We start from the raw sequence: 23,789 nt of genomic DNA, 5'->3' as shown, positions 1-23,789 counted from the left end.
TCCAAAATTCATTTACCGAGGCAGCCATATCCGAAATGTACTGCCCTCGCCTATTCGGCTAACAACGTCTATCGTTCCACCATGTGCTTCAACAATTGATTTCGTAATAGCTAGACCTAGTCCTGAACCACCGCTTTTGCGATTCCGCGAAGACTCACTGCGATAGAATCGATCGAACAGATAAGGAAGATGCTCAGGTGCAATACCCACCCCATTGTCAGAGACGGATAGCTGAACTCCATTCTCCTTATTCATACCCTCGACGTGAATGTGCCCTAGTTCTTCATCGGTATGTTGAACCGCATTATGCACCAGATTGAGCACGACCTGCTTCATCTTATCGGGATCTTGCTTGCATAACAGATGAGGCTCTAGCATAATCGACACCGTTCTCTTCCCTGCCAGCATTGATAACTGCGGTTCCATGCTGCGAATGATTCCATCGAGAGATCCTTCAACCAGTTCAATGGAAGGCGCCCCATCTCGATCCAGCTTCGCCAGTAGAAGCAAATCATGAATCAGCTTACTTAGTCGCTCCGACTCGCTATGCATGCTGGTTAACGCCTTATGCAGCTGTTCGGGATGCTGGGCGGCCCCGCGAAGCAGAACCTCTAGAAATCCATGGATCGAAGTCAACGGTGTACGAAGCTCATGAGATGCATCGGCAACGAAGCGTCGCATCTGCTCCTTCATCTCCCGTTCCGCGTCGAAGGAAGTCTCTAGCCTCTCCAGCATGCTATTGAAGGAATCGGCTAGACGATCCACCTCAGATTGTCCCTGCGCGGTGGAGAAGCGCCGATCCAGATTGCCTGCATCGATTTGTTCAGCTGTACTCACCATTGCAGACAGCGGTCGAAGCGTCCTTCGGATGACTGGAAGCAGCACAATTACCCCTAGTAACATCGCTACAGTCGCTATCATGAGGAAAGTAAGCGTCTGCCCCATGAGCAAGTCGTTGAGTGGAGACGTTGGCGTACTAATCTGCACCGTCCCTATTTCCCTGCCAGGAGCTGATAAGACGGGATGCAGTACAACCAACTGTTCATTTCCGTTCGAATCATTTGCAATGTGGTAGGATGGACTGCCCAGAGGGGCCCTTCTTGCCTTCTCATATTCCTCAGCATTCAATTGTACGGTGGCAAGTTCACCTTGCCCATTCGGCAGTGAATGATAGTTCCCTGCTTGATCAATGAAGGCCACATGGGTATCCGGCATAAGCAGCATCGGCATCGAGGGTTCGGCGACACGCTGTCCCGACTGTTCAAGCTGACGATGATACTGTCCCACCCGCTTCCAGACGAATCCAGGAATGCTCATGACATGACTTTGAAGACTCGCTGCTTTATTCTGATACACAACCTCGCGCATAAATATATACTGCAGCATGCCGACGATCACCAGCAGGATAGCAATGACAAGCAAAGAGCGATACAGCAATTGGGTACGTAATGAATACAAATTTACGATTCTCTCAAGACCGGAACGCCATCGATTCCTCATGGGATATCTACCCGATAACCAGCTCCACGCAGCGTTCGAATTAACTGATGTTCCTTGTCGTTCAACTTTTCCCGCAAAGAGCGAATATACACCTCGACAATATTGTCCTCTCCCCCAAAGTCATAACCCCATACCCGATCCAAGATAACAGACTTGCTCAACACCACGCCACGATTCAGCACGAGGAACTTGAGCAGATCATACTCCGTTGGCGAGAGCGCCAGCACATTTCCGCTATACTTCATTTCCTTGCGCTTGTCATCGATCACAAATGGCCCTACCTGCACATCCCCGAACATCGTCGGGAACTGATTGCGAATCCGCGCTTGGATTCGTGCCAATAGCTCAGCGAAGCTGAATGGCTTGACCATGTAATCGTCTGCCCCCAGATTCAAGCCCTTCACACGGTCATCCACCTCATCCTTCGCCGTAAGCATAATAACCGCCACATCTTCTGACTTCTTCAGCATACGGCACACTTCATACCCATCCATCCCCGGCATCATCACATCCAATATAACGACATGAGGCTGGAACTCGGTAAATCGGGCTACGGCAGTAACGCCGTCCTGTGCAGCCTGCACATCAAACCCCTCATTTACCAATCCCAGCTCAAGAAATTGTAAAATATTCGGTTCATCATCTACGATGAGAATTCGAATCCCTCTGCTCCGATACATCCACGCCTCTCCCTCACTGCTGCGATATATTCCCTGTTCCTTCTATTATCCTATTATTAGCTGAAATGCAGCTGAGCGTTCGCTTAAAATTTATTGAGGCTGCGCGAATGCATGGAGTCCATTCACTACTACGATAAATCGATCAAGTGAATTTAGCGAATATCCTTCTGGATGTTCCTATACCATTCGATCGTTTCGTCTATTCCTGCCGACAAACTATACTGAGGCTGCCATCGCAATTCCTGCTTCAAACGCCCAGCATGAGCGCCAACATACAAGGGTCCATCTACGGGATCAGGGAGTGCCCCGAATCGAAGCAAACGTTCACGCCCCAACTTCTTGGCAATCATCAGGGCGATCTGCTTCACCTGAACCGGCTTCCCTGAACCGATATTCAATGCGCCCTCCACCTTGCTGAAGAGAAAAGAAACCAGCGCATCCGCCACATCCTTAACAAACAGAAAGTCTCGATACTGCTTGCCTAGTGAGCAAGCCGCCTCTCGTCCTTCCAGCAGTGAACGAATGATGGAGGATACGAGACGGTTCCCTTGCTCATAAGGGCCATATAAATGAAAAATACGTGCCCAGCCGCTGCTTATCCCCCGTTGTTCCGTATAAGACTCCAGCCAAGCACGCAGCGAGTTTTTGCATACCGCATATAAAGTCTTCTCCGATAATGAAGAATTGACCTCTGACAATAATCCCGGCGTCCATTCATATTCAGCACAAGAGCCAGCAACGATTAATCTTTGTCCTCCACTTTGAATAAAATGATCAATAAGCGTCTTGCTGGATTGCATCCAGTTATAGTTGCTCAGAGAAGTATAGCATTGCGGCGGAATAGCATCCCAGGCAAGGTGAATAAGGTGTGTCGGTCTTACCTGTTCGATAAGGGCCTTCACTTCTTCCTCATCCCATAAATCTATCTGGTGCCACGTACAGAAGAAATCTGCTCTATGCGCTCTCCGATATATAGCATGGACATCGTACCCTTTCTGGAGCAGGATCTGAACGACGAAGCCGCCGATCCACCCACTGCCGCCCGTAACCAGTATTTTATCCATCCTTCACACCACTTCAATCTCTGGAACAAGGATGACGAACTTACCGCCCCATTCTCGGATATAAGCGCACTGCTCCATAATCTCTTCTTTCAAATTCCAAGCCAGTATAAGCACATAATCTGGACGCACTCGCTTCAGCTCCTCGGGACTGCGAATAGGAATTCGCGAACCAGGCAAATACAGCCCCTGCTTATATGGATTCTGATCCACAGTAAATGGAAGCCATGCCGTGTGGAACCCGCAATAATTAAGCAGCGTATTGCCCTTCGCCGGTGCCCCATAACCTGCCACCAGCTTGCCTTGATTGCGAGCTTCCATCATGAATCGGACAATATCCTCCCGCATCTGTTCTACCTGCTGGGCAAACGCAGTATATGCCCGCCAGTCGTGCAGTCCGTTCTGCCGTTCCTGTTCCAGAACCTTCTGCACAGCTGCTGCAGCCAATTTGCCCTTGTCCTTATGCATGATATACAAGCGCAATGACCCCCCATGTGTAGAAAGTACTTCTACATCTGTTACTTGGAGGCCGTGCATGGAGAATAGCTGTTGAGCCGAGAACAAGGAGAAGTAAGAAAAGTGCTCATGATAAATCGTATCGAACTGCTTATATCGAATAAGATTGAGTACATGCGGAAATTCAATCGTAATGGTACCTTCCGGATGGAGCAGCCGCTTCAGACCAGCGACAAAATCCTGCACGTCCGGGACGTGAGCCAGCACATTGTTCGCTACGATTAGATTCCCGCTAATCCCCTCGTCCTTAACGAGCTCTTCCGCCAGTCGTTGTCCGAAAAACTCTGCCTTCGTCGGAATTCCCTTATCCCTCGCAAGTTGAGCCACATTGCTTGCTGGTTCTATGCCCAGTGTCCGTATACCCTGCTGATGGAAATACTGCAGTAAATAACCGTCATTGCTCGCAATCTCGATGACCTGTGAATCAATGTTCAGTTGAAATCTGCGAATCGCCATGTCTGTATATTGTTCTGCATGCTTCAGCCAACTTGTAGAATAGGAGCTTAAATATAAGTAATGCTTGAATATACTAGCCGGGCTCGCGAACTGATCAAGCTGTACAAGACAACAAGTATCACATACATACGAATGGAGCGGATAATGGGGTTCGGCATTCCCCAATTCCTCTGGTGTTAGGAAGGCATTTGCAAGTGGAGATTGTCCTAAATCGACAAAGGTGTGCACAAGCTGTGTACCGCATATCCGACAATGTGAGTTCATTTGCCTTCTCTCCCTCCTTCTCTGCGAACATAATCGACGATCTGCCGCTCTGATAGCACTCTAGCGTTAATTCCTGCACGATACTGCTGATGCCAGGAGATCGTCCATGCTACAGCCTCCTTGATAGACAACTTCGGATGCCAGTTTAATAGCTGTGCAGCCTTGTTGCTATCCAGAAATAGTCTAGGCGCTTCATAGCGAGAGGCTGCTTGTTCTAGCACCACTTGTATGTCTACCTGCCAGATCTCTGCTGCCATTTGAATGATATCTTGAACGGTTGTGTTTGGCTGTTCCAGCGGCCCGAAGTTCCATCCATCTGCGTACTGCGGATGATCCCACAGCTTCTCCGCCAGAAGCAGGTAACCGTGCACGGGCTCCAACACATGCTGCCACGGTCGTACCGCGTTCGGGTTCCGAACAAGTAGTGGTTCAGAGGCGGAACAAGTTCTTATTACATCCGGCAGAAGACGAGATTCTGTCCAATCCCCGCCGCCAATGACGTTGCCTGCCCGAACGGACGCCATTCTAGGCCCTTGACCATCCTCGCTGCGAAAATAGGAATCTCGATAGCTTGCTGCAATGATTTCGGCACAAGCCTTGCTTGCACTATAAGGATCATGACCGCCTAGCGGATCTTCTTCGCGAAATGGAAGCACCGATTCCCCTGTATTGCGATAGCACTTGTCGCTCGTTACGTTGATAACAGCACGAACGCTAGCTGTATGACGAACCGCCTCCAGCAGATACACCGTTCCCATTGCATTCGTGTGAAAGGTGCTTACCGGATGTTCATAGGACGCTTGTACGAGCGGCTGTGCAGCCAAATGGAACACAATCTCCGGCTCGTGCTCCGACATCACCTTCAGCAGAGCTGAATAATCATTCACATCTTTGATAACGGAGTGCCTACACACTGCTTGAATATCGGCAGCAGCATACAGATTCGGCTTCGTACTCGGTGATAAGGCATATCCGACAACCTCCGCACCCAACATGGACAGCCATATCGTCAACCAGGATCCCTTGAAGCCTGTATGTCCCGTAACAAGAACCTTCTTTCCCTGCCAAAAAGCTTCATTGATCACGCCTGCCACACCTTCCATGGCGCTTGTCCCCGGCCCCACAAGTCCACCAATTTCTTCTTATCCCGCATCGTGTCCATCGGGTGCCAGAAGCCATGATGCTCATAAGCCATAAGCTGCCGCTGGCGTGCTAGTTCGGTTAAGACATCCGTCTCCCATACGGCAGCATCGTCAAGAATATATGAGAACACGTCAGGCTCCAATACAAAAAAGCCTCCATTTATCCAGCCGCCATCCCCTGCAGGCTTCTCTGTAAAATCGATGACCTGCTGCTGCGCCAAGGCAAGCGAACCGAATCTTCCTGGGGGCTGAACTGCCGTTACTGTCGCATATTTGCCATGGGATTGATGATACGCAACCAATTCAGCAATATTTACATTACCAACTCCATCTCCATAGGTGAGGCAAAAGGTAGAGTCGCCAACATACGCTTGAACCCGCTTAATCCGTCCTCCCGTTTCTGTGCCCTCACCAGTATCGATTAGTGTAACCTTCCACGGAACAGCATTGTCCCCATGATAGTCAACAGTGTTACTACCCATATCTAACGTAAAATCCGTATGCCGCATATAGTAATGGATGAAATACTCTTTAATGGCGTGGCCCTTGTATCCCAGACAAATGATAAACTCACGAATCCCATAATGGCTGTACAGCTTCATAATGTGCCACAGTATCGGCTGGGGGCCAATCTCGATCATCGGCTTCGGCTTGACCTGCGTCTCCTCACCGATTCTCGTTCCGTATCCGCCTGCAAGTATGACTGCCTTCATACAGCTCCCCTCCATAGACGCTGATAAACAGGATGACGACTTAAATCGGTCGCTTGGTTCACATAACTGTTATATCTCCGCCCTAATTCTTCGCGGGTAACGAGATGCTGTAGCCCCATGCTTCGATAAATGCTGCCTTCCGAAAGGGTTGGTCCAATTTGCAACTTTCGAAGCCGTGTCTCCTCTGTCCATGGGCTATAGAAAAACTTGATAACAATGGCCGGATACGGATTATCATTGAAGGGGTAATCGATAAACGGATGGGGAGAGAAGTGTCTTCCTGGAGCATAATTCCCCCGAGGGTACTTATGAATGAATCGGCCGGTATCAGGCAAAATAAAACCATGATGGCGCTGCTCTACTAAAGGCTTGGCTGGATCCGGCTCATCATAGCCGTAGTTAGGGTCATCAACTAGCATAATCGTACGAATAGAATACATACTGCTGCCCATCTCATCCAGCGAAGAAAAGAACTTATTCTTATCAGGGAAGCATAGAAATTCCGTTGTATTCAACGCCATTTTCCAGCCCATGCACTCTTCCTCGATTTCCATGACCTCTATATCAACCTGTTCTGCATCAAATGTAACCTCCTTTTCCTATTACTATATGAATCTCAAATAATAGAAGCCTCTCATAATCGTTCCTACATACATACCTTTTTTCATCGCAATTGTCTGGTTCTGCTTCTTCCAACAACGCTAATACGATAAAAAAAGAGGCGGCCCTTGGTTGGACCACCTCTGAATCATTCCGTATGCAACTAGTTCCCTGCTTATTGTGTAAAGCTATGTTACTGTTAAGATTTTCTTGCCAGTATTTCTCGCAGCACAGGCTCCAGTCCATCTGCCATCTGCACAAACCCTAGATCGGTAGGATGAGTGCCGTCCACGAAGCATTCAAGAGCATGCTGTGGAAGAAGCTGTTCACCATCACAGAAGTAGATATGACGATCCCCTGCTTGCCGCAAGGATTCCACTAACGTCATCTGCATGTGCTTGCGTACTTGATGCAGTCTGGAGTCCTCCTCATCGAAGCGTGTGAAGGAGAATGCAAGTCTCGATAATATAAGAATCGGAACTTCTGGATGCGCTTTACGATAAATCCGTACGAATCGCGGCAGTGTCTCCGCATATCGTTCTGGAGAGACGCTGTTCGCTTCGTAGTCCAGAATAAGACAAGCTGGATCGGATATAGATGCAATAATATGAGCTAGCTCGGCCTCTCCTTTTCCATGGCCAGAGAAGCCTAAGTTAATGAATTCACGATTGATTCTTCGACTAAGAATGTTCGTGTAACACATTCCAGGACGCATGGCGCATGCCCCTTGGGTGATGGAGGTTCCGTATACAATAACCTTGCCTGGATCCTCATAAGCAGGCGGGGACTCCACGATGGCATCCCTTTTCAACCCGACCATGATCTCCTCTACCCCTTGATACAGCGGGAAGTTCAGAACGACAAGCCTTTTCTGTGCTTCATCTCGGAAAAATAGGACAGACTCATACTCAGAATCTCTAGGATTCCATCCTGCCGTCGTACTTCGGTAGTGGAGATGTCCATCCGCTTCCACATAGCAATCGAAGCCGCACTGCCCCGTCGCCGACATATGATACATGTCGTGTGGGCCAGACAACTTCACCCGCAGGAACAGCTTCGAAGAGTCCGTCACGAAGCGGATCTGACCACCTGCTGTATGATCCGCCAGCCAGTCGACTCCCTCTGGAATCTTGTGTTCTGGCGAAACGGGGAGACGTCGATATTTCCCCTCCGTAGACAGCCAGTGTAATCCAGCAATTGCGAACGGTGCTTCAAGCGGCGAATACCAGATCACATCGGATGTATTCGTCCTCTGCTGCTCCACCGTTAACTCTGCTTCCTTCACTTGTACATCTTGATAATCCGAATCCATTTGCAAGCTCCTCTCGAATGGTGTGCTTACCCAAACAGACACTTACTCACTGGATTAATTCTCCATAGTATATCCCTACTCCTCTTCACTTCTTACATAATTTCGATTGGGAGGGGGAATGTATGAAGAGTATTAATTTTGAAGACACAGGAGGAACAAGGTTATGTCCCGAAGAAGTCGGCGAAAGTTGCTTGTTACAGGTGCCGAGAACAGTGTCAATGCTTTTAAAGCTGAGGTCATGCGCCGCGAAGGATTTGCAGTAGATCCGAACCGGCCGAATGATGTCAAATATGAGGTAGCTAAGGAACTGGGTGTGCCGTTGCAAGAAGGGTACAATGGACAGTTGTCAACGGAAGATGCAGGCCGCGTTGGCGGACGAATCGGCGGCTCGATGGTGCGGGAGATGATTCGCCTTGCTCAGGAGAATTTAACAAAGCAGCAGGGGAAGTAAGATAAGATCTCTTTCTTGGCATGCCAGGCATTATTTCATGAAATAATCATTCAGAAACGGTAGGAGTGTCTGCTTATGTGCTATGAGAGCATTATTATCGGCGGCGGCATAGCCGGGCTGCAAGCTGCCATTCAGCTGGGGAGATACCGACACCGCGTGCTGGTGATCGATAGTGGTTATGGCAGATCTACGATATGCCGCTCCTACCATAATGTGCTCGGATGGCCTGAGGGAGTGTCCGGTACTCAGCTTCGTCTTTTGGGTAAACGGCAGGCCACATCGTTAGGCGTACATCTACTTAAAGATACCGTGACGAGTCTCGCACCTAATGGCGAACATGGCTTCACCGTGACGACAACAGAGAACGGCCTCTTCACAGCAAGTACACTCCTGCTCGCCACTGGAATCATGGATCGGCTTCCATCCTTGCCCAATCTCATGCCCTGCCTAGGCCTTACGGTGTATGTGTGCCCTGATTGCGATGGTTATGAAGTGAGCGGTCGGCGAACCATTGTGCTTGGTTCTGGCTCTACCGGAGCTGATATGGCACTAACGCTATTGTATTGGACCCGTGACGTCGTCTATGTGAATCACGAGCAGAAGCCCTTGTCTGCTGATCAAATGCACCAATTGGACGCTCAGCAGATTGAAGTAATTGAAGCACAGATTGAAGAAGTAGTATGTAAGGAAGAAGGTGTCTTCAGTGGCGTGAGACTTTCCGATGGAAGGATCATTAATGGAGAGCGTGGATTTGTTGCCTTCGGAGGCAATGAGGTGAAGTCCTCCCTCGCAGAACAGCTTGGGATAGAGCGGCATGAAAATAAACACATTATGGTGGATCCACGTACGAAAATGACCAATGTCCCCAACGTATGGGCAGCAGGAGATGTATGTGTGCATTCGGAACAGGTTACGATTGCAATGGCGGAAGGTTCACAAGCTGCCATTTGGATGCATAAAGCAATCCTTCAGCAGGTTTCCCCTAAGGAAGGATCCTCATCACCTTAGATTGCTAACGCCACCTTCCAGCATCAGATTGCTGCAATTGAGTTTCACTGTTGCTATCCGATTCCCTACGAACCGCACCTACCATCATGGTGGGTTATGGAAAACATATTGCTACATACGGTACAATAGAGGCACAGACATAGTGCGTTAAGGGGGTGCCTCTTATTACGAAGAAGAATCAAAACATGTCCAGATTGCTTGGTTTCACGGCTCTATTGTTTCTCTTTGCTGGGTTAGCTCTTATCCTATATCCGAAGTGGAATCAATACAACGAACAACAAAGAGAGCTTCGGCTTCTTACTGAGTGGGACAACTTGCCGCAAGACAGCATTCAAGTAACCTCCAAGACACAAACCGATTCAATCACACCAAAAAAACGGGAGCCTAAATCCATTGACGGTCTCCTTGTATATGGGGCAATATCGATCGACAAAATCGATCTGCGAGAACCTATGGTAGAAGGAGCCACACCTGCTTCTCTCAAGGTTGGAAGTGGAATCGTTGTCCCCGGCCGAATGCCGGGCGAGATCGGCAACTTTGTATTGGCGAGCCATCGCAGTCTGACATTCGGCAGACACTTCAACAGGCTCGATGAGTTGAAAAAGGGGGATAAAGTTCAATTAGAAACGTCGGATCAGACCTACACGTATACCGTGCAATCGAAATCCGTCGTGACCCCAGAAGATCTGTCCGTTCTCGATCAGAATCCAACGGATCGGGAGCTGACACTCATCACCTGTGATCCAATCGACACAGCCACACACCGGCTTATTGTGAAGGCTGTCATGGAGAAGACTCCATAACGCCGCATCAATTAAAGACGCCTCCAAACTACTGTTTCTGTTGGATTGAAGGCGTCTTTTTACCACGGCCTGCTAGCTTCGTGGTGTATAGAAGTTTTCCGTATAGTAGACTTTCGATTTACCTCCGAAAAATACGCCCACACCCATTCGCGAATAATCTCCTAATATGTTAGCACGATGCCCTTCCGAGTTCATCCAGTTCTCATGAACGAAGATGGCACTCGTCTGGCCAGCGGCAATATTCTCTCCTGCGGACTTATATACGATTCCGTCTGCCTTTATTCGATCGAACGGCGACTTGCCATCCGGATTATTATGATCGAAGAAGCTTCTTTCTCCCATATCACCGCTATGCTTGCGTGCTGTTCCTGCGATTTTATCGTTCCATTGCAGCGGCTTCTTGCCATTGCGTACGCGAACTGCGTTCGCTAGATCGAATATTTGCTGCTCGAAGCTTGTCCGCAATTGCTCGCTAGGCGTACCGAAGTAACCCTTGAACGACAACTCCACAGCTTCAGCAATGAATTGGACAGCTGTTACCGTGCCGCGCTGACTCACATCATAGAACACCGTCGCATAAGCGTCGCCTACCTTGTGCATACTGTATGTTCCGCCGTTATCCTTGTAGTTATAGATGGTATTGCCTTTCTTAATTCGGCTGATGGAAGACCCGTAGGCTGCTGTAACTTCCTGCTTCGTCGAACCAAATCCAATGCTGCCATAATCAGCCTTAGCATTCGAGTATAGAGCTACAACTTTCTTGTTGAGCACACCGACCTGCACATACTGCTTATAATCCTTGTTATAGATGTACCACTCGAACCCGTACTCGCTTACGTCTTTGCGTGCTGGTTGTCCCAGTCGCTCGAAGAGCTGCTTCTCACTCATACCGAGCGAAATGCCCTGAACCTTGACTCCTGCCACCTGTGGCACATTCAATTCTGATGCAGCAGCTCCGCTTCCGCTTGTTTCATCCGCTGCATAGAGAGTTGGCTGTGGCATGAACATGCCGAACAGCAATGCAGCACTAAGCCCTATTGCAATTCGTCGCTTGGTGCCTACCAATGATTGTTTTGCTTCTACTTGCCAGTTTGCGTTGTTGTCAGTTGTTGCCGTACAACGTGTCCGCATTCTTACCATCTCCCATTCTTTGACGTTATCCGCTCGAATGAGATGAACACCAGGGGCGCTTCTTATATATACAAAAAGCGCCACCCTAATGGCGGCGCACTTAAATAGACGCTCGTATTGTCGCAATTAGGGCAACCCGGCTGTCATCGCATTGTGTAAATGCATTAGACCCGTGGCTTTGCGTCCCCTGCTTTCGCGAGGGTTTGCCATTATCCAAATGTAACCGTTATATGTCTATGGTAACATGCAACAGAACTGCTTGTACACTCCTGAACGATTGTAATCTTCTGTATGTGGACAGAATAGTAGGATACCCGCCAAGGAACTCTCCTTAGCGGGTCATCACATCAACGTCTTACAAATAATCGCTTCCGAGCAATCCACATGAGTGCTGCGGCAGTGATTAGAATCATACCGACGATTGGCGATACAGGGGCTTCTTCACCGGTCTGCGGCAGCTTGCCGCCCGGCTTAGGATTCGGCTTCTTCGAATCCGTCTTGCCCCCTAGATCTGCATCATCAGGATTTCCTTCATCATCCTTGTCACCGTCTGGATTGCCCTTGCTTCCACCCGGCTCCGTCGTATTTCCTGTGTCGGGATCTGTCGTCTCCCCAGGTACCGTAGGCTGATCAGGGTCAGTTGTCGTTCCAGGATTTGTTGGCGTTGTTGGCGTCTTTGGATCTGTAGGATCGACGATCTGCCCAGGGATCGTTGGAATGTTCGGATCTGTCTTAGGAGGTGTCTTGTCGCCTGGCTTGCTTGGCTCCCACGGTTCGTAAGGATCCGTCTTGCCCCCTCCCCCTCCATCGGTATAACGAACATTCTCGACCGTAACGACAGTCAACTGCCCTCTCGTAATTTCGAACCCATTCAATGTAGTGTTGCGAATATAACCGCTTGGAGCCTCTGTTTCCTCGAAGAAGTATTTACCCGGCTTCAAGGCTGGAAGGGATGCTTCTCCGTTTGTATCCGTCGTTAAGATCGGAAGCTCTGCTCCTGCCTTATCTTTAACCGGATGCTTCTCCGTATCCAGAAGGCGGAACTTGGCACCAGACAGCTTTTTCTCTTTATTCTCATAAGCAATCTTAATCAGCTTCACTGAACCCGTCGGCGGCAAATCGAGTGTATTACGCACAATGACTACTGCTTCCTTGCCAGCGTTCACATCAAACTCGATTAATTCCGTGTTCAACACAAATCCGGCTGGAGCCTTTGTTTCTTCTGCATAATACTTGCCCGGATACAGGTTCGGAATCGTGACTTCGCCATGCTCATTCGTGATAAGCGGCGGCAATTCCACGCCTGCTTGATCCTTGACTGGCTGCTTATTCGCATCCAGCAAACGGAACTCCGCACCTGGCAATTTCCTTTCTTCATTGGCCGCATCAACTTTAACCATCTTAGCAGTTCCGGTCTTAGGCACTTCAGGCTCACGTGTATTCGGTACCTTCACTTCAGCTACTGCCTTCTTGCTTACTGTGAATTCGAATAAATCACCGTTCAACACATACCCTACCGGTGCCTTCGTTTCTTGCGCGAAGTATTGGCCTGGATTCAGATTCGTAATGATTAATTGGCCATGTTCATCCGTTACCAACTGTGTCAATTCTTTGCCTGTTTGATCCTTGGCTGGCTGCTTATGTGCGTCAAGGATACGGAATTCTGCACCAGGGAGTGTAGTATTCGTACCTGCCGCCACTTTAATGACTTTCACCGATCCTGGAACCAGTTTGTTCAAGACGGTAACCGGTGTGTCCGTTCCGTTCTTGACTTCAACTGTAATCGGCTGAGTATTGAGCACATACCCTTCTGGCGCTGTCTTTTCTACTAAATAGTAGGTGCCGCTCTTTAAATTTTCGAAGTTCAGGATACCATCTGCAACAGTTTGCCTCGTAGCAATGATATTTCCTTTCGCATCTTTAAGGACAAATTCCGCACCAGAGAGCAACGCACCGCCAGCTTCATCTTTCTTAGTTACAGTAATGGAGCCAGGAAGTGGTGTGTTCTCAACCGTACGCGTTGCTAATGTTGCCTGATCCTTTTTAATCTCAAATTGTATTGGCTTTGGATTTGAATCCAACTTATATCCCTCAGGTGCCTTTACCTCAATAAGTTGGTATTTGCCTCCGGGTTGGAGATCTTTCAGCCTAAGCTTCCCGTTTTTATCCGTCTGCTCATCCGTTCTACCAGGAACATCCTGATACACGTCATGTTCATCCTTTAATTGAAGCTTGAAGGTGGCACCCTGCAGCCCCTTGGATGGATAATCCGCATCGACCTTGGTCAACTCGAATTCCCATACGCCTTTCGTGTTTTTGATGACTTCTATTTGTTCGTCTTTTTTGAACGAAACAGAGCTCCAACCATCACCTTGAATAAAATATCCTTTTGGCGCTTCTACTTCTTTGAGCTTATATTTTCTAAATCTCTTATCTGTAAAAGTTGCCTCACCATTCTTATCAGTAACCAAATTTTCTAGTAAGACAGTTCCCGATTGATCATAGAGTTCAAATTCAACTCCTGGTAGCGTGATTTTCTCATTGTTTGCATCTACTTTTTTAATAATTAATTTACCGCGTCCAGAAGGAATTGCTCCTCCTCCAGCTCCAGAGAGGCTCACCTGAATTTGTGCCTCTTTGTTGCCTTGACCAACTGTTTGCCCCTTAAAAGACACATCATTGGTAATGACATCACCGTCATTAGCATCAATATAGGATTGATACTCCAATTGATACGATGTTTCCAGACTGTCTGGGAACGTAAGCGTGAAGGTTTGCCCGTTAAATTCGAGCTTCGCTACGCTGTCCAGAGGCTCAACCAGTGTTCCGCCAGTCTGTGCTCCTGCCTCTCCCGCTCCAAGCTTATAGAGCTTAATCGATTTTTGATCCAATGTGTGACCCTTTGACAAGGTATCTGTTAGAGCCGCACCTTTGTCAATAAAGGACTGGCTTCGGTTAATGAAAACTTTCCATAATGCAAGATCAGATTTCTCACCTTTCCCTTGCTCGCCTTTCTTGGATACATACTCTCCGCCAAATGCCGGTGGAACTTCTGCCGACTTCTCGAATACTTTCTTTCCGGCATCGCCCATATCATACACTTTTGCATTATTCTTATAAGTTTTGTATACCTGTTTACCTTTCAAACTGGTTTCATACGTAATACGGTATGCCGTTTTGATGGGCTTCTTCGTGAAGGTAATGACGATACCGTCTTGACCGTTTTCACTCACATTTTGGTACGTATAATCGTTGATTTCATTTCCTTTCTCAACGTCATCTACGCCGCCCTTAAGATTTAATTCATACACCTTCAAGGAACCCGTTACAAAATCTTGCCCCTCTGTGTAGAAGTCCTTAACGACCGCTTCCTTAATCTCATTCAAATTGTAATTGAAGTCAATTTGCCATGTGATCGCTTTTGTTATCGCATTGTAGCTGCCTGCTTTGTCTCCATTTGCAACCGTATATTTATCCGGTTTCGCTTTTCCAGTTACTTTGATGTAAGGAATCTGAGGATCTTTTTCATTCCAATCCACAAGTTTTGCCGTGTTGATTTCTTCCTTGGTGAATTTATTAGGATCAAACTTTGTTACATATGTGATTTTGTGCTTTGTTTTGATTTGCTCGATGAGAATTTCAAAGCCTGCAGCCGTCTTTGTTACGGTGTAATCATTCCCAGCTACCAGCTTCTTCTGTGTACCAACCTCTTCAATTACAACGCTGCTTGGTACAAAATCAAATACATTCGTACTGAATGTGTCCTCAATTTTAACTTTATTCATTTCTTTACTATCAGAGTTAATTGTTAATGTCCAAGTAACCTCTTTATTCTTAAAGTCAACAACACCGTCAGATTTGCTGAAAATGACCTGAGCAATCGGTTGTTTTCCGACTTCTGTTGTACCATCATGTATTTCCACACGATTCGTAACCTCTGTGCTGTCGTACACGCGGTTAACAGATTTCGTTTTGTATTCAATTTTATAGGCACTGCTAATCGATTTGTTGAATTTCAACTCGAAACCGTCCGCTGTAGATGCGACGATGTAATCTTTCCCTTGATCAAGTGCAGGGACTGATTTCTCCACAGCTGCGCCTGAATCCTTGATTGTCATCTCTTTAACGACAAATGACGTCTCATCCAGCTTTTGGAGATTATTCTTATCGAAGATATCCTTAATCCACGCATCCTTTTGATCAATGGTTCGCTCATTATAGTTGTACTCAATTGTCCATGTAATCGTCTGTGTACTAGAATCGTAATGAACTGATTTTTTGTTCAACGGTTTGCTGAATGTAATTTCCACTTCTTTTGTAACTTCATAGGGCTTGGGAAGCGTATCTCCTGTCAGCTTCGCTGAATTTTTAAATGATTTTGTTCGATAGTTTGTACCATCTTTATAGCCCGACAAATCAGTAATTATCGTTGCATACTCAACTCGATAAGCCTGATCAATATCGCCAAACGCAATACTGAATTTGGAATCATCAGGATTTATCGTAAACTTGCTAGTAACATCGGCTCCCTTTATCGCTTCACCACCATCACGACGAACGTTGACTTCGTATATTTTGATGGAGGATTTGTCTAATACTAAGCCATTTGGAAGCTCATCTCCCAATACTGCATTTATCATTTTTTCACTGTTTCGATTCAGTTCGATATTCCAATTGATATTTTTCGGATTTCTCGTCTTATCTGGTGAGCCAGATTTGGTCATATTGCTTTCATTTTTACTTTTGAAATTAATTACGAAGGAAAATCCGATATCATCAAACTTGATTTCTTGCTTCGTTCCTCCATCGAATTTGCTTTCGTCAAATTCTCGCCAAACTTCGAAGAAACCGTTCAAACCTTGACCATTATCGATTTCATCATTAAAGGTGAATGTCACTTCACCATTTTTCGTTACAACGTAAGTACCTACAGTTCCGCTTCCTCCTTCAAGTTCACCAGTTAACTCCCGATCCACTCCAAATTGATCAGGCAATTTGAACTTGAATGTCGAACCATTTCCATACTTATGTCCATCATCGAGCTTCCAGTCAAAAATGATTTGTACCTTATCGCCGATATCAGGGCGGACTTTGGTAATATTGTTACCAACCTTATCCTTTATGGTTACTTTCGTTATAATATTTTCCTTGATCTCCCCATAAGTTGCCTTCGCCACACTAGGGGCATTGCCGTAAGTCGCATCTGTCACACTCTGCGTCAGACTATTAGAGCTATCATCTAGCAATCCATCAAATGCACTCACCATAGTAGGTGGGAACACAAGATTTAATAGCAACGCAATTACTAAAAATACATATAAGGTCTTTCTACGTTCTTTCATGTCTCGTAACATTCACCTCTTCAGCTTTAGTTCGAGCTTCAACTTCATTTCCCGTAATCGGTTAATAAAGTGCAGCTCCCCCCTTCCTTACCGGCTCTATGTATAGGCTGCTTCTGCTTCAACGATTAGGCGAGAGTCTACTTACACAATAATCCATGATTCTGAACAAAAACTGAAACATACGCGGTTCACTCTTTAAACGAATTTTAAACGAACGATCGACCTCTCCTTAATCTTCACCCTTTACGCTCAATAGACAGAGGCAAGTACGCTCTGAAGAACGGGAGGAATAGGAACGTTATGCGGCTCTATGAAATATTGCTGGCTTTCTCTTGCTTTGCATTATTGATAAGTACTCTACTTACACGCAAACTGCCCCGGCTAACCGGCATCGTAGCCAGTACAATCAGCATGTCCATTCTCACGCTGCACTTGTGGCAAGAGGGTTATCGATGGCAGATGTTCGGCGTGTACAGCCTAACTATCGTAATAACGGGGAGTCTATGTTGGAAAAGTATACGGTCATCCAGCACGTTCAATCTGTGGAAATCTGTGCGCTATACTTTATTTGGCCTATCCTGCGTCGTAATCACATTGAACGTCTTGTTGTCGTCATGCTTGCCTGTTTTTCAGCTGCCGAAACTGGAGGGACCCTATCAAGTAGGCACATTTACGATGTCGCTAACGGATAACGGACGAGAGGAGATCTATACGGAGAACGGTGGAGATAAACGTAAACTCCTCGTTCAATTCTGGTACCCCGCACGAGTAGATAATGTGGAGAAGACCGTATCCGTCTTTCCTGAGGATCCAAAGATGATCGCTGCTTATAAAAAGGGATTATCATCATTTATCAAGCTCCCTGAACCGATCTTCGATTATTGGAAGTACATCCGCAGCAATGCCTATGAAGAAGCAGCAGTACAGCATTCTTTAGTTCCCTATCCATTAATAATCATCAATCATGGAATGGGGACAACCCGATTGCTTCATGTGTCTCAAGCCGAGCAGCTGGCCAGCCACGGTTATATTGTCGCTTCCATCGACCATCCGTACAGCACAGTAGCTACAGCGTTTCCAGATGGCACAAATACAGACTATCGAACCACTTTCAACATGGATAATTTCTATACGGTAGGCAAATCCATCGGAACGGTATGGACGGAGGATGTGAATTTCGTCATTCGCCAGTTGGATGGCTTGAATGCTGGTCACATGCCAAGCCCACTTACGGGCGCCATCGACATGGACAAGATTGGTGTCATGGGCCATTCCTTCGGGGGCGCGACCGCATTTAACGTCTTGAACACGAACCCTCGAGTCAAGGCGGCGGTCAATATGGATGGCTCTCTCTATGAATTAGACATCAATAGACTAGCCGACAAGCCCGCCCTGTTCCTGAAGGCTGATAAGTTCACCGAGATGAAGAAGCAGCAGCGCAAGGGGCTTATTACAGATGCGAAGATGAGCAGCATCATTGCACAAGAGCTTGCCATAATGGAGAAAGTAAAGCAGCACGGCGGAAGCATCATTCAATTGGAAGGTGCGAAGCATCATAATTTCACCGACCTGCAGCTCTATTCGAATCTTCTGCAATACGCCGGTATTACAGGAACAATCGACGGTTACAGAGGGGCATCTGTCGTCAATCACTATGTTCTGGATTTCTTCAATAAGAACCTGAAGGGTACTGGTGGAGCGCTGTTGAACAGCACCAGCAGTGAATATCCCGAAGTTACTTTTCATTGACACACTAGGGCTATGACCTGGGCCGGAAAGGCAGCTTCCCTTCCCGGCCCTAGCCTAATGAAGATACAAAATCGATTACAGGGTAAGGAATCGATTTAATCATAAGTAATATACCGACGGTTGGTATCTATATGTGTAAAAAATTTTTCTACCCCTTACTCATATTCTGACGGACATTCCATACATTGATGCCTGCAACCACAATTCCGGAGCCCAGCATGCTTAATCCCCATCCTGTGTTCCCAAGTCCAAGTACGATTCCACCTGCGGCCAGGAGCAACAAGCCTATACCACCACTTATCATAGCGCCTCGGCATGCCGCCTTCCGAGATGGATGTGCAGCTCGGTAAGCCTGATTCATCGCTCTCTTGTAGGTGCTGTCAGACAGCCTCTTCGTAGATTCAAGCAGCCTCTTATTTCTCATATTCATGCTCTTCCTCTCTTCAAGTTCCTCCTCATCTTCATCACAGGCTCCCCTCATTCTCACTTTGCAATTCCTAAGTTAATGACTGCGCTTGCTAAAGCACATACGCCAAACAGAACCGCCCAGCCTGCCCAAGTACTTGTATCGCCACGCCGCTTGCTCAGCACGAGTCCGATGATTCCCGCTATTAGAACCACACTCGCGATGACAGATCCAACGATAAATCCTACATGCGTTTGCAATGTCATCTTTCTCCTTCACTCTACATTCAGGAAAGCCCCCATGTTCTTGTATTGCTCCATCACTTTCTGAATCAAGCTGTCGCTGACGACATCCACGCCTAATTGCTTCATCATCAGCTGCAAAAATTGCAGACGTTGAACGGTTCCCTCGATATCCCGCATGAACAGTACTGGGTTCATCCATACGTTCAGCAGCAGCAAGAACACTTCCGCACATTCATCGGGATATTCGGTCATAATCGATCCGTCTTTCACCCCCTGCTTCATAAGAGAAGCAAGCTGCGTCGCATCCTGCAGCACACTATCTTTGATCCCTTTCACGACAAACTGTGGATTATGGATCTGTGAGCATAGTAGAGCATCAAGAGAGTGCGCATCGTGATCAGCTGCAAGAGCTTCCAATAGGGAAATGAGCTTCTCGCGGGCATTCGCTGCTTGAGTACTCTGTATTAGGGTCTGGAACATGTCGACTGTACGATCTGAGTGCTGCTTCATAACCGCCTCCAAAATCTCTTCCTTGGACGTAAAGTGATGATAGATCGCGCCTTTGGACATCCCTACTTCATTGATAATGTCTTGAATGCTCGTTTTGTCATAGCCCTTCTCTAGGAAGAGCTTTGCGGATACCGCCATAATCAGCTCAAGTGTCTGTTCTGGATATTTGTTTCTTGCCATGGTGTAGGCCTCCCTCATTTTAAATACCGACCGTTGGTATCTATAATGATAATGTCACAATCAAACTCTTTCGTCAATGTGGTGGAGGCTATTTCCCTACTAGTTCGACTCCATTTCCACTCAGATATTGACTCTCCCCTGACTGGAGACTTTATACTCAAAACAAGATGAAGGGAGACATCAGGATGGAAGGCTACTACTCAATCGGGGAAGTATCGAAAATGACAGGCGCAACAATTAAGACGATTCGTTATTATGATGAAGTTGAGCTGCTTCCAGCCTCTACAATCAGCTCGACCGGTTACCGCTACTATAACGACGAAGATATTGCACAGCTGGAACTTATCTTATTATTGCGCTACCTTGGCTTCGCTGTTCAGGATATCAAGCAGATGCTGCAGCATGAAGTTCCCGTATCCACCTCCATTCAATGGCAGCTGGAGGCCATCGAACAGCAGATTGTACATTTGGACAGAATGAAGAAAATTCTCGTTCAAGCCCAAGAGCAGCAGCATCGGGATGCTCCACTCGCATACTTGCATGACATTGCAGATGTCGTCCATAAGAGCTCCCGTCAGAGGCAGCAATTCATCGCCAGTAAAATGCAGCAACATTTAGGTACAGAAGGACTTCCCTGTCAATGGCGTGAACATATCCTAACCACCTGCATTGGGTTCGTCCCGAAAGAGCAGGAGCTGAGCGAGAGTCAGCTTCATGCATGGTCAAGAATTAGTACTATGCTGGACGATCCTGCCTTTGCCCTCGAAATGAAGCAAAAGCTTGAGCCCTATTGGGAGGCAGTATCCAACCAGCAGTTAGATCACTCTCTATGGGGTAAGCCGTATGCCGCGCTCACAAGTACGATCTTGGCGCTGATCGAAGCAGGGGAAAATGAACGCAGTGCGAATATGCAACAAGCCGCATTAGATTACGTCCAGCTCGTCACCGGTTCTGTAACACCAATCACGCGAGAACAGGTATGCTCCTTCCTGGAGCAAGCGGAAGCCATGACATCAGAGCGAATCCAGTTATGGTGGGAGCTTATCACAACACTCAATCCATCTCTTGCCCCCGGGGCGCAAGTTCAGCACATGATTGCGAGAACATTGGCCTATCTAGTCCGTGAACCTGATGAACAATGGATAGCTGGAGGTGTATCATCAACATGAACTTGACTGCTGCATGGAAAGTCCCTGTTGAAGAAGGGGATATCCATATTCAAGCGTATGGCATGAATCACGATGTGCCTGTCATGCTGCTGCATGGCACTGCTGCCTATCACTATTGCTGGCGCAGCGTTGCTGCACAATTAGCGTCACAGTATCGCGTTTATTGTCCCGATCTGCTTGGATCCGGATTCAGTGATAAGCCACGGACTGCCCTATATAGCAAACAGAAACAAGCGAAGCGTATTCAAGCTGTGATAGAGGCACTAGGATGCGAAGATGTCCATCTTGTCGGCCACTCCATGGGCGGTGAAATCGCGGCACACATTGCCTTGCAGGCTCCGCATCTGTTGCGCAGCTTAACTCTGGTCGCTCCTGACGGCTTCCGTCGCGGAGTAGCCTCACCTGTGAAATGGGCAGCCCGTAAGGGCTGGATGGACGGCATTTTTCGTGGCGCGATGAACCGGAAGATGAAGCCGACTACGCTGGCCCGGATGCTGAGCTTGCCGCTGGTACATATTACACCCGAATTCATGGACAGCTGGACGAAGCCATATCAAGATCCGAATACTCCTTACGTCATCGCCAAGACATTAGCAGACGACGATACAGGTACCATTGCGCATCAGATCTCAGAGATTCATGTCCCTACCCTGCTGATCTATGGAACGATCGATAAAATGATTCCAAAGCAAGTGTTCCGCCAATATGAACAGACAGTGCCTAACCTGTGCACTGAGCTATACGACAGCTACGGGCATATTCTCATGGAGGAGTGCCCTGATCGTCTAGCCGCATCCATTCAATCCTTTATCGTCAGGTGCTGTCCCTAGAGTAAATGTTGTTGAACTTTTTTGCCTCCCACATTGGTGTGAACGCACATAAAAAAGGCAGACGCCCCTATTCCCACACAATTCAGTGGTTTTGGAGCGTCTTCGCCCTTCTTAAGGGACTGACTCATATGGTTGCTTCCCTTACAGAGTGGTTACTTATGGAATTGCATACACCGTACACAACTTATTCAATGATATAAAAAAGTGCTGTCCAAGCTACGATTTTAATGGAATCACATTTTTGTCGATTTGTGCTTTGGATGCTTCCCCGATGAGCCCTAATCTCCACAATGCTGTCCCTTTCAACTGATGGCGCTTCGCAAGCCCAATTACACTGCTAATCGTCTTCTCGTTCTCGCTCCAAGTCGAAATGCCCAAGACCAGCTTCTCCTTCGGCACTTCCTTCAAGGCAAGCTTAATGGATTCGTTTACCTTATCCAACGGCTCCGGTGCTTTCTTTCCTGTATACTCATAGGCCATAATAATGAGATCATCCGCCACTGTTGCCAATGTCTTATAGTCATATCCTCGGTAAGCTCCATTCAGTGGATGAAGCGCCAGGGACAGCTTAAGATTAGCTGCCTTGGACTCTTTGGCAAGACGAGTCACGAATTCATTGTAATCCCGCTTTGCCTTCCCAATATCTCCAGACAAGCCCAGCCCTTCAAAATCAAGCACGATGCCGGAGAAATTTTTGTCCGTTGCAAGCTGCACAATATCCGCAATCGCCTTATCGCGAAGCGCCGAATCCTCTAGCATTTTCGTCAGCTCGTTCTTCCGATCTGAAGCAAATACCATAAGATACGGACTAGTTGCTTCCTGCTTTGCCTGATCCACTATCCCCTCAGGTGTTATTTCTCCTGCAGCTTGGGGCCAATAGAAGTCTTTACCGCTCGTTGTGATCGTTCCATCTTCTTGAAGCCTTGCCCAGCCAAATCCCACAGTATCAAATTGAGGGATATACTGGCGCTCGCCGAAAGCTTTTACCGCATAAAAGGCCATACTGTACATCTTCTTCGGCGGTGACTGCAAGGAGACGACTTTCGTTTTCTGATTCCAGGATACTTGTGCACCGAACTGCTTACTGAAAAAGCTGAGCGGAATATAGGTCGTTCCGGTACGGGCAAACGGCGCTGCACTCAACTGCATGGCCTGTCCATTCACTTTGGCTGTCTTCTGGTTCAATTGCAGAACTACTACCTTCTTCCCATCTGTAGCCATTTGATTCGCCGTTACCGTCTTATCTTTCGCATTCCACAGCACTTCGATGCCGAGCGCTTCTGCGATTCCACGGAATGGAACCATCGTATTCCCCTGTACAATAATGGGCTCTGCCTGAAAATCTAGCGGATAGTTATCCAGCATAATCTTCGTCTTCATAGATTGACTGTTCCCAGCCGCCTCTGCGATGCCTACTTGCTGCGGAAGAAGCAGCGTAGAGGTCAACAGCATAGACAACAGCGAACAGATAAGAAATCGCTTCTTCAAGAAAGCTCCCTCATTTCTTACAAGATTATGAGAGCGATTGCTCTATTACTCTCTCATTCGGATCTATTTTAACTTATTTCTCAATAGAATTCCTGTACTTCCTTAATGTTCCAGTTTATTCACAAGCCTGTCGCACCACATCTGCAAATCAGTCTCTATTTACATCAAAGATATCTCAATGGGAATGATTCGCTGATCGCAAGAATACATATGAGATGTACAAGTTATTAACC

General features: G+C 47.3%; 20 protein-coding genes and 1 riboswitch. Of the genes, 6 read left to right on the top strand and 14 right to left on the bottom strand.

Going from position 1 to position 23,789, the window contains the following annotated elements:
- Positions 1 to 12 precede the first annotated feature (12 nt).
- The 8 genes from M3661_RS19400 to M3661_RS19365 form a co-directional block, all read right to left on the bottom strand.
- Positions 13 to 1,500: a sensor histidine kinase gene (locus M3661_RS19400; protein ID WP_065292646.1), complete on the bottom strand. Its 1,488-nt coding sequence runs from the start codon at positions 1,498 to 1,500 to the stop codon at positions 13 to 15.
- Positions 1,497 to 2,180, bottom strand: a complete 684-nt coding sequence (locus M3661_RS19395) for a response regulator transcription factor (protein WP_065292647.1) — start codon at positions 2,178 to 2,180, stop codon at positions 1,497 to 1,499. Before M3661_RS19395 ends, M3661_RS19400 begins: the two co-directional genes overlap by 4 nt.
- A 152-nt stretch (positions 2,181 to 2,332) precedes the next feature.
- The gene (locus M3661_RS19390; RefSeq protein ID WP_065292648.1) at positions 2,333 to 3,244 is read right to left on the bottom strand and encodes an NAD-dependent epimerase/dehydratase family protein; all 912 of its coding nucleotides are present in this window, start codon (positions 3,242 to 3,244) and stop codon (positions 2,333 to 2,335) included.
- Positions 3,245 to 3,247: 3 nt separating this feature from the next.
- Positions 3,248 to 4,477, bottom strand: coding sequence for a class I SAM-dependent methyltransferase (locus M3661_RS19385; protein WP_251487716.1), 1,230 nt, complete (start codon positions 4,475 to 4,477; stop codon positions 3,248 to 3,250).
- The gene (gene rfbG / locus M3661_RS19380; RefSeq protein WP_065292667.1) at positions 4,474 to 5,562 is read right to left on the bottom strand and encodes a CDP-glucose 4,6-dehydratase; all 1,089 of its coding nucleotides are present in this window, start codon (positions 5,560 to 5,562) and stop codon (positions 4,474 to 4,476) included. Before rfbG ends, M3661_RS19385 begins: the two co-directional genes overlap by 4 nt.
- Positions 5,559 to 6,332: a glucose-1-phosphate cytidylyltransferase gene (gene rfbF, locus M3661_RS19375; RefSeq protein WP_065292650.1), complete on the bottom strand. Its 774-nt coding sequence runs from the start codon at positions 6,330 to 6,332 to the stop codon at positions 5,559 to 5,561. Before rfbF ends, rfbG begins: the two co-directional genes overlap by 4 nt.
- The gene (locus tag M3661_RS19370) at positions 6,329 to 6,886 is read right to left on the bottom strand and encodes a glycosyltransferase family 2 protein (protein ID WP_251487712.1); all 558 of its coding nucleotides are present in this window, start codon (positions 6,884 to 6,886) and stop codon (positions 6,329 to 6,331) included. The genes rfbF and M3661_RS19370 overlap by 4 nt, the downstream gene beginning before the upstream one ends.
- A gap of 245 nt (positions 6,887 to 7,131) precedes the next feature.
- Entirely contained in the window at positions 7,132 to 8,244 is a 1,113-nt protein-coding gene (locus M3661_RS19365) for an SGNH/GDSL hydrolase family protein (RefSeq protein WP_065292652.1), read from the bottom strand.
- A gap of 163 nt (positions 8,245 to 8,407) precedes the next feature.
- Here M3661_RS19365 and M3661_RS19360 point away from each other — a divergent pair, with 163 nt between their 5' ends.
- From M3661_RS19360 to M3661_RS19350, 3 genes are all read left to right on the top strand, one after another.
- On the top strand, positions 8,408 to 8,695 hold the full coding sequence (locus tag M3661_RS19360; protein ID WP_028533490.1) for an alpha/beta-type small acid-soluble spore protein: 288 nt from the start codon (positions 8,408 to 8,410) through the stop codon (positions 8,693 to 8,695).
- 75 nt (positions 8,696 to 8,770) lie between these two features.
- Positions 8,771 to 9,703, top strand: a complete 933-nt coding sequence (locus M3661_RS19355) for an NAD(P)/FAD-dependent oxidoreductase (RefSeq protein WP_065292653.1) — start codon at positions 8,771 to 8,773, stop codon at positions 9,701 to 9,703.
- 185 nt (positions 9,704 to 9,888) lie between these two features.
- Complete coding sequence (locus M3661_RS19350; protein ID WP_251487710.1) at positions 9,889 to 10,506, top strand: class D sortase; 618 nt, start codon at positions 9,889 to 9,891, stop codon at positions 10,504 to 10,506.
- 72 nt (positions 10,507 to 10,578) lie between these two features.
- Here the strand turns inward: M3661_RS19350 and M3661_RS19345 are convergent, their stop codons facing one another.
- A complete protein-coding gene (locus M3661_RS19345; protein ID WP_065292655.1) occupies positions 10,579 to 11,637 on the bottom strand; it encodes a CAP domain-containing protein in 1,059 nt (352 codons plus the stop codon).
- A gap of 127 nt (positions 11,638 to 11,764) precedes the next feature.
- A riboswitch (cyclic di-GMP riboswitch) is annotated at positions 11,765 to 11,855 on the bottom strand.
- 129 nt (positions 11,856 to 11,984) lie between these two features.
- Positions 11,985 to 16,979, bottom strand: coding sequence for a SpaA isopeptide-forming pilin-related protein (locus tag M3661_RS19340; protein ID WP_251487708.1), 4,995 nt, complete (start codon positions 16,977 to 16,979; stop codon positions 11,985 to 11,987).
- A 300-nt stretch (positions 16,980 to 17,279) separates the two neighbouring features.
- On the opposite strand from M3661_RS19340, the gene M3661_RS19335 reads away from it, so the two are divergent.
- Positions 17,280 to 18,728, top strand: a complete 1,449-nt coding sequence (locus M3661_RS19335; RefSeq protein WP_251487706.1) for an alpha/beta hydrolase family protein — start codon at positions 17,280 to 17,282, stop codon at positions 18,726 to 18,728.
- A gap of 148 nt (positions 18,729 to 18,876) precedes the next feature.
- Here the strand turns inward: M3661_RS19335 and M3661_RS19330 are convergent, their stop codons facing one another.
- Genes M3661_RS19330 through M3661_RS19320 form a run of 3 tightly spaced genes read right to left on the bottom strand, consistent with a single transcriptional unit; the run spans position 18,877 to position 20,069 of the window.
- A complete protein-coding gene (locus tag M3661_RS19330; protein ID WP_251487705.1) occupies positions 18,877 to 19,158 on the bottom strand; it encodes a hypothetical protein in 282 nt (93 codons plus the stop codon).
- 53 nt (positions 19,159 to 19,211) lie between these two features.
- The gene (locus tag M3661_RS19325) at positions 19,212 to 19,394 is read right to left on the bottom strand and encodes a hypothetical protein (RefSeq protein WP_251487703.1); all 183 of its coding nucleotides are present in this window, start codon (positions 19,392 to 19,394) and stop codon (positions 19,212 to 19,214) included.
- Between the two features lie 15 nt (positions 19,395 to 19,409).
- A complete protein-coding gene (locus tag M3661_RS19320) occupies positions 19,410 to 20,069 on the bottom strand; it encodes a TetR/AcrR family transcriptional regulator (RefSeq protein ID WP_065292660.1) in 660 nt (219 codons plus the stop codon).
- Positions 20,070 to 20,254: 185 nt separating this feature from the next.
- On the opposite strand from M3661_RS19320, the gene M3661_RS19315 reads away from it, so the two are divergent.
- Together M3661_RS19315 and M3661_RS19310 are read left to right on the top strand one after the other, a co-directional pair.
- Positions 20,255 to 21,238, top strand: a complete 984-nt coding sequence (locus M3661_RS19315; protein ID WP_251487701.1) for a MerR family transcriptional regulator — start codon at positions 20,255 to 20,257, stop codon at positions 21,236 to 21,238.
- Positions 21,235 to 22,068 carry an alpha/beta fold hydrolase gene (locus M3661_RS19310; protein WP_251487697.1) on the top strand — a complete coding sequence of 278 codons (834 nt, stop codon included), beginning with the start codon at positions 21,235 to 21,237 and terminating at the stop codon, positions 22,066 to 22,068. The genes M3661_RS19315 and M3661_RS19310 overlap by 4 nt, the downstream gene beginning before the upstream one ends.
- A gap of 216 nt (positions 22,069 to 22,284) precedes the next feature.
- Here M3661_RS19310 and M3661_RS19305 read toward each other — a convergent pair whose 3' ends face one another.
- Entirely contained in the window at positions 22,285 to 23,520 is a 1,236-nt protein-coding gene (locus M3661_RS19305; protein ID WP_397376536.1) for a stalk domain-containing protein, read from the bottom strand.
- Positions 23,521 to 23,789 lie beyond the last annotated feature (269 nt).

This window comes from Paenibacillus sp. MER 180 (assembly GCF_023713665.1).
GTDB lineage: Bacteria > Bacillota > Bacilli > Paenibacillales > Paenibacillaceae > Paenibacillus_B > Paenibacillus_B suaedae.
The sequence above is the reverse complement of the archived record's forward strand: the minus strand, read 5'-3'. Positions and strand labels throughout refer to the sequence as shown.

What these genes read in the sequence shown, in the direction of transcription:
- M3661_RS19320 (WP_065292660.1), bottom strand. Translation starts at nt 20,069, where the DNA reads ATGGCAAGAAACAAATATCCAGAACAGACACTTGAGCTGATTATGGCG.
- M3661_RS19355 (WP_065292653.1), top strand. Translation starts at nt 8,771, where the DNA reads ATGTGCTATGAGAGCATTATTATCGGCGGCGGCATAGCCGGGCTGCAA.
- M3661_RS19350 (WP_251487710.1), top strand. Translation starts at nt 9,889, where the DNA reads ATGTCCAGATTGCTTGGTTTCACGGCTCTATTGTTTCTCTTTGCTGGG.
- M3661_RS19390 (WP_065292648.1), bottom strand. Translation starts at nt 3,244, where the DNA reads ATGGATAAAATACTGGTTACGGGCGGCAGTGGGTGGATCGGCGGCTTC.
- M3661_RS19370 (WP_251487712.1), bottom strand. Translation starts at nt 6,886, where the DNA reads ATGGAAATCGAGGAAGAGTGCATGGGCTGGAAAATGGCGTTGAATACA.
- M3661_RS19340 (WP_251487708.1), bottom strand. Translation starts at nt 16,979, where the DNA reads ATGAAAGAACGTAGAAAGACCTTATATGTATTTTTAGTAATTGCGTTG.
- rfbF (WP_065292650.1), bottom strand. Translation starts at nt 6,332, where the DNA reads ATGAAGGCAGTCATACTTGCAGGCGGATACGGAACGAGAATCGGTGAG.
- M3661_RS19315 (WP_251487701.1), top strand. Translation starts at nt 20,255, where the DNA reads ATGGAAGGCTACTACTCAATCGGGGAAGTATCGAAAATGACAGGCGCA.
- M3661_RS19310 (WP_251487697.1), top strand. Translation starts at nt 21,235, where the DNA reads ATGAACTTGACTGCTGCATGGAAAGTCCCTGTTGAAGAAGGGGATATC.
- M3661_RS19335 (WP_251487706.1), top strand. Translation starts at nt 17,280, where the DNA reads ATGCGGCTCTATGAAATATTGCTGGCTTTCTCTTGCTTTGCATTATTG.
- M3661_RS19305 (WP_397376536.1), bottom strand. Translation starts at nt 23,520, where the DNA reads ATGCTGTTGACCTCTACGCTGCTTCTTCCGCAGCAAGTAGGCATCGCA.
- M3661_RS19400 (WP_065292646.1), bottom strand. Translation starts at nt 1,500, where the DNA reads ATGAGGAATCGATGGCGTTCCGGTCTTGAGAGAATCGTAAATTTGTAT.
- M3661_RS19385 (WP_251487716.1), bottom strand. Translation starts at nt 4,477, where the DNA reads ATGAACTCACATTGTCGGATATGCGGTACACAGCTTGTGCACACCTTT.
- M3661_RS19365 (WP_065292652.1), bottom strand. Translation starts at nt 8,244, where the DNA reads ATGGATTCGGATTATCAAGATGTACAAGTGAAGGAAGCAGAGTTAACG.
- M3661_RS19345 (WP_065292655.1), bottom strand. Translation starts at nt 11,637, where the DNA reads ATGCGGACACGTTGTACGGCAACAACTGACAACAACGCAAACTGGCAA.
- M3661_RS19395 (WP_065292647.1), bottom strand. Translation starts at nt 2,180, where the DNA reads ATGTATCGGAGCAGAGGGATTCGAATTCTCATCGTAGATGATGAACCG.
- M3661_RS19330 (WP_251487705.1), bottom strand. Translation starts at nt 19,158, where the DNA reads ATGAATATGAGAAATAAGAGGCTGCTTGAATCTACGAAGAGGCTGTCT.
- M3661_RS19360 (WP_028533490.1), top strand. Translation starts at nt 8,408, where the DNA reads ATGTCCCGAAGAAGTCGGCGAAAGTTGCTTGTTACAGGTGCCGAGAAC.